General features: G+C 57.5%; 10 protein-coding genes. 3 read left to right on the plus strand and 7 right to left on the minus strand.

Annotated features, from left to right (window positions below; all coding sequences use genetic code 11):
* On the plus strand, window positions 1-466 hold a 466-nt coding region (locus tag RTY00_RS14825; RefSeq protein WP_409519142.1), incomplete at its 5' end, for a TolB family protein.
* Here RTY00_RS14825 and RTY00_RS14830 read toward each other — a convergent pair.
* On the minus strand, window positions 444-803 hold the full coding sequence (locus RTY00_RS14830; RefSeq protein ID WP_061720068.1) for a YceK/YidQ family lipoprotein: 360 nt from the start codon (window positions 801-803) through the stop codon (window positions 444-446). The genes RTY00_RS14825 and RTY00_RS14830 overlap by 23 nt on opposite strands.
* A 287-nt stretch (window positions 804-1,090) precedes the next feature.
* On the opposite strand from RTY00_RS14830, the gene ibpA reads away from it, so the two are divergent.
* On the plus strand, window positions 1,091-1,504 hold the full coding sequence (gene ibpA, locus RTY00_RS14835; protein ID WP_008105285.1) for a small heat shock chaperone IbpA: 414 nt from the start codon (window positions 1,091-1,093) through the stop codon (window positions 1,502-1,504).
* Window positions 1,505-1,552: 48 nt separating this feature from the next.
* Here ibpA and RTY00_RS14840 read toward each other — a convergent pair whose 3' ends face one another.
* The 6 genes from RTY00_RS14840 to RTY00_RS14865 are packed head-to-tail and all read right to left on the minus strand — an operon-like array spanning window position 1,553 to window position 7,270.
* Window positions 1,553-2,458 carry an EamA family transporter gene (locus tag RTY00_RS14840; protein ID WP_312664956.1) on the minus strand — a complete coding sequence of 302 codons (906 nt, stop codon included), beginning with the start codon at window positions 2,456-2,458 and terminating at the stop codon, window positions 1,553-1,555.
* 21 nt (window positions 2,459-2,479) lie between these two features.
* A complete protein-coding gene (locus RTY00_RS14845; protein WP_312664957.1) occupies window positions 2,480-2,980 on the minus strand; it encodes a YbaK/EbsC family protein in 501 nt (166 codons plus the stop codon).
* Window positions 2,981-3,007: 27 nt separating this feature from the next.
* Window positions 3,008-3,808, minus strand: a complete 801-nt coding sequence (locus RTY00_RS14850; RefSeq protein WP_008105282.1) for a 2OG-Fe(II) oxygenase — start codon at window positions 3,806-3,808, stop codon at window positions 3,008-3,010.
* A 5-nt stretch (window positions 3,809-3,813) separates the two neighbouring features.
* Window positions 3,814-4,521: a class II glutamine amidotransferase gene (locus RTY00_RS14855; protein WP_008105281.1), complete on the minus strand. Its 708-nt coding sequence runs from the start codon at window positions 4,519-4,521 to the stop codon at window positions 3,814-3,816.
* A complete protein-coding gene (locus RTY00_RS14860; protein WP_312664958.1) occupies window positions 4,509-5,786 on the minus strand; it encodes an acetyl-CoA carboxylase biotin carboxylase subunit family protein in 1,278 nt (425 codons plus the stop codon). The genes RTY00_RS14855 and RTY00_RS14860 overlap by 13 nt, the downstream gene beginning before the upstream one ends.
* Window positions 5,787-5,803: 17 nt before the next feature.
* A complete protein-coding gene (locus RTY00_RS14865) occupies window positions 5,804-7,270 on the minus strand; it encodes a hypothetical protein (RefSeq protein ID WP_008105279.1) in 1,467 nt (488 codons plus the stop codon).
* A 213-nt stretch (window positions 7,271-7,483) separates the two neighbouring features.
* Between RTY00_RS14865 and RTY00_RS14870 the strand changes: the two genes are divergently transcribed.
* A partial coding sequence (locus RTY00_RS14870; protein ID WP_312664960.1) for a GntR family transcriptional regulator occupies window positions 7,484-8,085 on the plus strand: 602 nt, incomplete at its 3' end.

Here is an 8,085-nt window from a genome sequence, read left to right on the forward strand (position 1 = left end):
GCCCTTACAGGGCACGGCGGATAAATTGCCTGCGCCGCCAGCTGGCGTGCAGCAGCGACGCATCACGCACACCCATGGCCTGGCACTGCAACCGCGCCACTGGCTGCGCGCCTCCGCGGATGGCAGCGCCATCGCCTTTTTGCTGGCGGACGATCAGGGCGTGATTCAGCTGTGGACGGTTTCACCCAATGGCGGTCAGCCGCGTCAGGTGACGCAGTTAGCGAGCAGCATTCAGTCGGCGTTTAGCTGGCATCCACAAGGCGGCGCGATAAGCTTTATCTGTGATAACAGTGTGATGCGCTGTGAGATGGCGACGGGGAAATGTACGCGCTTAACGCCACGTAGCGGTCAAGCGCCATCCGGTGATGCGGTGGTCTGGTCGCCGGATGGAGAAAAGATCGCTTATATGCGGGAAGTGGACGGCTGGCGGCAACTGTTTTGCGTTAGTGCGGCTGCGCGGGCATAGCAGCTGCAGTCGCCAGGCTGGATTGCGTGCCAGCCATTTTTTCGCTCTGCATCACGCGCTCGTGGATAGAATCCTTACTTTTATCGTCGTCAGAACGGAAGTAATCCCACGGCAGCAGCACGGTGTCCATCACCGCTGAGAACGGGAGATCGATCAGCGCCAGCGGCTTGATCGCCCAGCTGGTATTGTCGTCAGTGATCATCTCTGCGCTGGCGCGCGTGCCGGGATAGTAGCCCTGGCTGGCGCCGGTGTGAGACATAACGCTGGAGCAGCCCGAAGTAACGAAGGTACTGCAAACCAGCACAGCTGTGAGCGGAAAGCGTTTCATCATATTCATCATCATCATCCCTTCAGTCATGGCATGGCCCTGGCTGGAGTGTGTCACCTGACGTTAAGCAAAGCTCTATGGCCGCGTCTTGGTTTCTCAGGCGAATCGTCCCCTGAGTGTATGTCATATCGTCAGAATTGCTGTAAAAAAATACGCATCAGCCCTTGAAAGCGACCAGGCTGCACCCACTTTTAAGGAACGGTCTTGTTGCTGTTGCCGGAAGGGACAACAACGGACTGCACAACCTGTCCATGGTGGAAGGTTGCCTAAACTTGCTGAATATCAGGAGTCTTATTATGCGTAATTTTGATCTCTCTCCACTTTATCGTTCTGCCATTGGTTTCGACCGCCTGTTTAACCTGCTTGAGTCCAACCAAAACCAGGCCAATGGTGGCTATCCTCCGTATAACGTTGAGCTGGTGGATGAGAATTTCTACCGTATCACCATTGCCGTGGCGGGCTTTGCCCAGAGCGAGTTAGATATCACCTCGCATGACAACGTGCTGGTGGTGCGCGGTGCGCATCCTGAAGAGCAGCCGGAGCGTAAGTACCTGTATCAGGGCATCGCCGAGCGCAACTTCGAGCGCAAATTCCAGCTGGCCGATCACATCACGGTGCGCGATGCGCGTCTGGAAAATGGTCTGCTGAGTATCGATTTGGTACGCATCGTCCCGGAAGAGGCGAAACCGCGTCGTATCGAAATCCTGTAATCAGGATCTGAGTTGAAAAAAACGCCGCTGAAAAGCGGCGTTTTTTGTTTAGGTGCGCACCAATAATCGCTGACTGACCATGCCGCCAAACACGTTCACCAGCAGGCCGAGGATGATCACTGAAACCCCAATCATCTGTTGAATCGACAAGGTTTCACCGAGAATCAGCGCCGCGCTGAGAATTCCCACCACCGGCACCAGCAGCGACAGCGGAGCTACGCGCCAGGTTTCATAGCGACTCAGCAGGTTACCCCAAATCGCGTAGCCGACAATGGTGGCGATAAAGGCGAGATAGACCAGCGCCAACACCGTTTGCAGCGAGATGTGCAGCAGGCTGGTGACAATCGCCGCCTTGCCATCGAACAGCCACGAGCAGGCAAAAAACGGCACTATCGGCACCAGCGCACTCCACACTACCAGCGACATCACCGGCACTTTGCGGTTACGCAAAATGATTTTGTTGGTGATATTGCCGAGCCCCCACGACAGCGCCGCAGCCAGCGTCAGCATCATGGTGGTGAGCGTAATGCCCGCGGTGGTTTGGCCTGCCATGCCTGCGGTCGCCAGCATAAACATGCCGAGCGTCGCCACTAAAATGCCAGCGATGTGATTCCAGCGCATCTTCTCCGCCAGGAACAGCGCGCCCAGCAGCAAGGTGAAAAAGGCCTGCGCCTGTAACACCAGCGACGCCAATCCTGCCGGCATGCCCAATTTGATGGCAAGGAACAGAAAGGCGAACTGGCCAAAGCTGATGGTCATGCCGTAGACGATCAGCCAGCGCAGCGGAATCGCCGGACGCTTCACAAACAAGATCGCCGGAAATGCCACCAGGCTAAAACGCAACCCCGCCAGCAAGAAGGGCGGCATGTCCTGCAGGCCCAGCTTAATCACCACAAAATTCACGCCCCACGCCACCACAACCAGCAGGGCTAACAACATATCTTTAACTGACATACTCATTCCTTCCTGCCGTAATCAGGCAGTTGCCGTTACCGGTGTCGCGATCTCGGCACAACATTCTTCACCGACAATCTTAAAGAAATCATCCACCTGTAAAGCAATGGAGCGATCCAGTGCGCCCGCGTTGAACCACAGCGTGCCGACGTCGCGCAGGCGCGCATCGACGCGCAGCGCCAGCCGGTCATCAAAACTAAACGGCGGCACCGCGCCCATTACGCACTGGGTTAACTCCTGCGCTTTCTCTGGTGGCGCAAAACTCGACTTCTTGCCGCCAATGGCGCGCGCGGCGCTCTTGAAGTTGATCTTGCAGTCGCCCGGCACAATCGCCAGCAGATAGCGCGCATCCGCGCCATCCGGCATCGCCACTTCCAGCACCATCGCTTTGGCCGCCTGATTGAGATCGTTACCGCGAATCTCGCTGATCAGGTCGGTCTGGCCGATGGCTTCATGCTCCACCACGCGATAACGCGCCTGATGCTGATCCAGCAGGGCCGCTACTTTTTCATAGGTATTCATGCTCGTCTCCTCGTCGAAAACCTGGCGTTAACTCCAGGCGATGGCGTGTTTCATTTTTTTGTCGGTCAGGCCAAAGAAGAAGCCCATGGTGATGCGCGTGTCGCCTTCCACGCGATCAATTTCGTGATAAAACGCAGGGTTAAACAGATAGATATCGCCACTGCGCGGTGAGAATTCGCACACCTCGCTGTGTTCGATGACGCCGGTTTGATAACCGAGCTCGCCCGGCGTTTTGTAGTACTCATCCACCGGCTGCCACTTCTTATTGAAGATGCGTAGCTCGCCGCCGGCGTTGCACTCCTGCAAACAGACCACGCAGCTGAGTTGATGCAGGATGTGGGTCACCGCCAATCCGCTGCCAGCGGCATCGCGCACGATGTTGTCGTTATGCAGGGGATTGGCGACGCCGTTGGCGTGGAAGCGCACAATCGAACCGGCGTAATCGCCCAGTTCAGGTTCGTTGGCGGTTTGCAGGCTTTCCAGGCGCAGCGCGTGCTTCACCCAGTTGTAGATCTGATCGCGCAGGCAGTGCAGCGACGGCGGTAGCGCGGGCTGGATATCGCGCAGCTCGGTGAAGTAGTTTTCCGGTGCTGCGGTGTGCTTCGCCAGATAAGGGCCAAGCGTGGTCAGCGCGCCGTTCGGATAGTGCGACACCCGCACCTGTTCGCGGCACTGCTGCAAATCATCGACCACCGCTGCGCGCACTTCCGGCGTGAGGAAGTTACGTAACACCAGCAATGGAACGCGCGCTGTGACGATGTCATCCAGCCAGGTGCTTTCCACAAACATGTTCGGATGAATAACGCGGATCTGATTGAAAATCGCCATGTTGATCACTCCCCAATTGGAAATTCATGAAGTTCATGGTTACTCATACGACGCCATTCAGACGCCGTGCCCAGTGCTGAAATTGGTTCAGAAGAGATAAATGTGGTGTTGTTGTTCTGTAAGCGATGCAGCGTGAAATAGTTGGGATAGGGCGTATCGTCGGGATGCCATTGCCACGCCCAGGCTTTATCGCGCGTGACAAAAATAGCATTGGCCGAACTGCCGCCCGGCGCGACCTGCGCCATCTTGTCGCGCAGATAATCACGGGTGAAATCGGCGGGCGTGGCGCGATCCACTACATATTCCAGATACTCAGCGGAATCGAAACGCGATTCCGCCATGCCCAATTGCTGATAGACGGTGGGCAAAAAACCGTTATGCATCATGTACCACTGCGTCGCGCCGCTGGTGCGCCACAGCGGATGGGAAAATTCGATACCGTGATTTTTGCTCAGCGTGGCGTGGCGTACATGCACCGCCAGAAAGCGGCCGCGCAGGCGATCAACATCAATGGTTGGCAGCGCATCGGCGAAAGTGCCGGTGCCGTGCAGCGTGCGAATGTGCCCTTGTTCCAGCCATAAACAGCCCCAACCGTTGGGATGCTGTTTAATCGGACCTTCGTGCGTGGCGGTTTCACCGCAGCTCATGGCACGCGCGGCGTCCAGCACCGCAGCGGCATCAAATTGGCCGTGCGCCACAATCATTCTGCACATAGTAAATCTCTCCGTGTGGTGAGCGATGAGACCTCAAGGATCTGATGGAACACCGCCAGAATTTCGTCGCGGCTGGTGGCGGCGAGGCGGAAGGTGGCGAGAATACCGGCGTGGCGGGTTAAATCGGCATACAGTGAAGAGCGCGGTGAAACCGCCAGCGCGGGCAGATTGAGCGGCGGCAACAGCTGACCGCGTTGATGCTGTTCGATCCAGCGTTCAGCCGCGTCATACTGCAGGCGCTGACGCAAACGCACGCGGCCCACCGCCTGCGGCTGCGGCGGAAAATGCAGCGGCGGCATGCCGTGACCGGCTTCGATGTGAAACGCCACTTCTGCCCAGTTGATGCCGGTGACTTCCTGCACCAGATTCACCACGCCCATGCCGGAAAGGCGGAAGCCCATTTCGAGGAAGTGCGGTTCGCCGTTGACCAAAATAAAGTCGATGTGAAACGCGCCCTGACGATAGCCGAAGGTTTCGCAGCAGAAGCTCATCAGGCTGCTAAAGCTGGCGGGCAGTTGCTGCGCCGCGACCGCCACATGACCAGATTCGTAAAAACTGACGCAGCCATCGGCATCGCTATGGTGTTCGATCACCTTTTGGCAGCAGGTCAGCGCCACGGCGTGGCCGTCCGCCACCACGCCTTGCAGCGAATACTCATCGCCCGCCAGCCAGCTCTCAACGATAAATCCGCTGAAGCCGCGCCCGCCGTAATTCATGGTATCGACCAGCTTGCCGATCACCGCATCAAGCTGGCTGGCCTCTTTCACCAGCCAGATGCCAAGCCCGCCGCCGCCATCAACCGGCTTAATCACGCAGGGATAGAGCAGCGCTTCACGCGCATCCCGAATGCTGAGCGGCGAGGCAAAAAAGCGAAACTCCGGCTGCGGAAAGCGCTGCCAGGCTTTACGCAACGCCATGCGCTGCGCGTACTTATCCGGCGGAATAAAGCTCACACCGGCATCGGGCCCCGCCAGCAGTTCGCGCACACGACCGGCGCTGGCGTTGTAGGCTTCAAAGCCGGCCAGTACCACGTGAGGATGCTCCATCAACCCGGCATGTAAACAGGCTTGCAGCACATCCCACGGATTTTCCGGGCGATCGAGCCGCACAATCAGATCGAACGGCAACGGGATGCTCAGCGATTGGTAATCGACGAAGTCGCCCATCTCCGCCAGCACGGTAAAGTAGCCCTCGCGTTTGGCCACCGCGCAGTAAGGATTTTGTCCGTCGCGGGTGGCGCCAATCTGCAGGAAAATCTTTCTCATCGCGTTGCCTTACCGGGTTAACGCCCGGAGATCACTTCAGTGACGACGTCTTGCATCACACCGTTATTCACCTGAATCACTGCTTTGTGCGGGTCAAAACGCAGCACGCGCGAAAGCGCATCGCCGCGCTGATCGTCCAGCAGTGAACTCACCTGCGCGCTGCGCCAGCAGTGACGCATCTGTGCCACGGTCAAACCAGAAAGTTGCTCTAGCTGCTGCGCCAGCAACAGATCGTCGCTTTCGCCGCGCAGCAGCGCGCGCACTGCCGCTTCGTCCGGCGCATCGACCAACTGCTGCAGCCAGCTTTTTAGCTGATGGCCTTCGGCGATAAACGGCGAATAGATCATGCAAACCAGTTGGGTTTCATTGAGGCCAAATGCTTGTTCGGCGAACTGCGCAGCGCGCTGGCGGGCGCGCTTGATCGCCTCATCGTCCTGATAGCGTGCCGCCATCTCATCGATCAGCTGCGGCGGGAAATCCTTTTTCACCATCAGCCCGAGCGCAAAGCGCACATATTCGCGAATGCCTTCGGCGTAGCTACGCTGCAACAGCGTCTCCGCTCGCAGACCGCGAATATGTGCCATTAACGTCGGGTTACCGCAGTCCGATTCGGAGAAGCTGAACATCAGTTCATCAAAGCGGAAATGCATAAATTCGGTCAGCAGCGCCCAGTGCGCGCCGGCTTCATACGCGGTGTCTTGATAGATGTTGAAGAACAGCGGATCGCGTTCCAGCTGCCAGGTAATGCGGTGCGCGGGCGTCACCTGATCGGCACCGTAGATATCGGCGAAATAGCGCTCGGCCACGCCATCCAGCGTCTGCAGGAAGCCGCTAAAGCCGCGCGATTTATCCGCTACCGGCGCATCAAAAAGCCGCGAAAGATGGCGCGCCCACGCCAGATAAGCGGTTTGTTCCTGCGGCGAATCGCCGGTGATGATCACATCAACGCCGCCGTCGTAATGCGCCGCCAGGCCAAACGAGTTCACCATGCTGAGATTGCAGGCGTTACAAAAGGTGGAGCGCGCATCGGCGCGGAAGCGGTGGCCATTCATCAGCACATCGTTGCGATTCTGCTGGCGCACGCTGTCGGGCATCGGTAAATGGCGATCGAAGTGGCGGATTTGCAGGCCGTCGGTCACCAGACATTCAGTAAAGTCATCATCGAGGATGTGCAGCGCGCGATACACGCGATCGATATTCTCCATCACGCTGTCGTTCATCGCCGCATGACGGTTGGTGCTGATGCGCAGCTGAAAGGTGCTGCCGTGCTGCTGCCAGATCAGCCCCTGAATGTAGCGTACGTACGCCACCATATAGCTGCTGTCTTTGCCGCCGCCGTAGGCCAACAGCACGCGGTTATTTTCCGGGTGCGCGGCATCGGGAAGTGCGGCCAATAAACGGCGTGAACAGTGTTGCGCTGAATCGATAATCGTGGGGGTGAGATATCCACTAATCTCTCGCATCATGGTGGACAGATTATTCATTTTTCACTTCATCCTTTGGCTAATAAAGTCGCTGCTGCCGTGCTGGCGGCAACAGACGGGAAATGGGCCACGAAGGTGCTACGGAATGAATTTTTTAGTCGGAAGCGGCACTGCAACTAATGCGTATGGTTATCAATTAACTAATGCAGCCTAAAGTACTTTGAATGTAATCTGGTGAAAACGCACAGATCCGGACGAAATAGGGTGGAACAGATGGCGGGTGAAACGGAACAGGGCAGTCGTTACCGTCAAATCGCAGAGCAGATAAAACAAGCCATTCACAGCGGCTCGCTGCCGCCCGACAGCCGTTTACCGTCGGTGCGCACGCTGGCGACGCAGTACAGCGTCAGCATGACCACCGCGCTGAAAACATTACGTACCCTTGAGGATGAGCACTACGCGGTGGCGCGTCCTAAGTCCGGTTTTTTTGTCGCCCCGCGACCTGCTAATAAAACGTTTCCCACCGTCATCAACGAGCAAGCGCGCGAAGTGGCGCCGCTCGACGAGCAAACCGAGCTGCATCTGGCGATGCTTGGTTCAGACTGCCGCGTGCGGCTGGATCTGGCTAACGGCGACATCTCACTCTATCCGGTGAAGAAGATTGGTTTGCTGATGCGCCAGATGGGATACAGCAAACCGGCGCTGCTCGGCAACACAGTGAAAGGCACCGGCTATGCGCCGCTGAAAAATGAAATTGCACGCCGCGCGGTGGATTATGGCTGCAATATCAACGCTGATGACATCCTGATCACCAACGGCTGCATCGAAGCGATTTCGCTGGCGCTGCGCGCCACCACGCGGCCTGGCGATATCGT

The sequence above is a fragment of the Pantoea sp. CTOTU49201 genome (assembly GCF_032054795.1).
GTDB lineage: Bacteria > Pseudomonadota > Gammaproteobacteria > Enterobacterales > Enterobacteriaceae > Pantoea > Pantoea symbiotica.

Excerpts from the sequence above, each read along its gene's own strand:
- RTY00_RS14830 (WP_061720068.1), bottom strand. The coding sequence starts at position 803 with ATGAATATGATGAAACGCTTTCCGCTCACAGCTGTGCTGGTTTGCAGT.
- ibpA (WP_008105285.1), top strand. The coding sequence starts at position 1,091 with ATGCGTAATTTTGATCTCTCTCCACTTTATCGTTCTGCCATTGGTTTC.
- RTY00_RS14840 (WP_312664956.1), bottom strand. The coding sequence starts at position 2,458 with ATGTCAGTTAAAGATATGTTGTTAGCCCTGCTGGTTGTGGTGGCGTGG.
- RTY00_RS14845 (WP_312664957.1), bottom strand. The coding sequence starts at position 2,980 with ATGAATACCTATGAAAAAGTAGCGGCCCTGCTGGATCAGCATCAGGCG.
- RTY00_RS14850 (WP_008105282.1), bottom strand. The coding sequence starts at position 3,808 with ATGGCGATTTTCAATCAGATCCGCGTTATTCATCCGAACATGTTTGTG.
- RTY00_RS14855 (WP_008105281.1), bottom strand. The coding sequence starts at position 4,521 with ATGTGCAGAATGATTGTGGCGCACGGCCAATTTGATGCCGCTGCGGTG.
- RTY00_RS14860 (WP_312664958.1), bottom strand. The coding sequence starts at position 5,786 with ATGAGAAAGATTTTCCTGCAGATTGGCGCCACCCGCGACGGACAAAAT.
- RTY00_RS14865 (WP_008105279.1), bottom strand. The coding sequence starts at position 7,270 with ATGAATAATCTGTCCACCATGATGCGAGAGATTAGTGGATATCTCACC.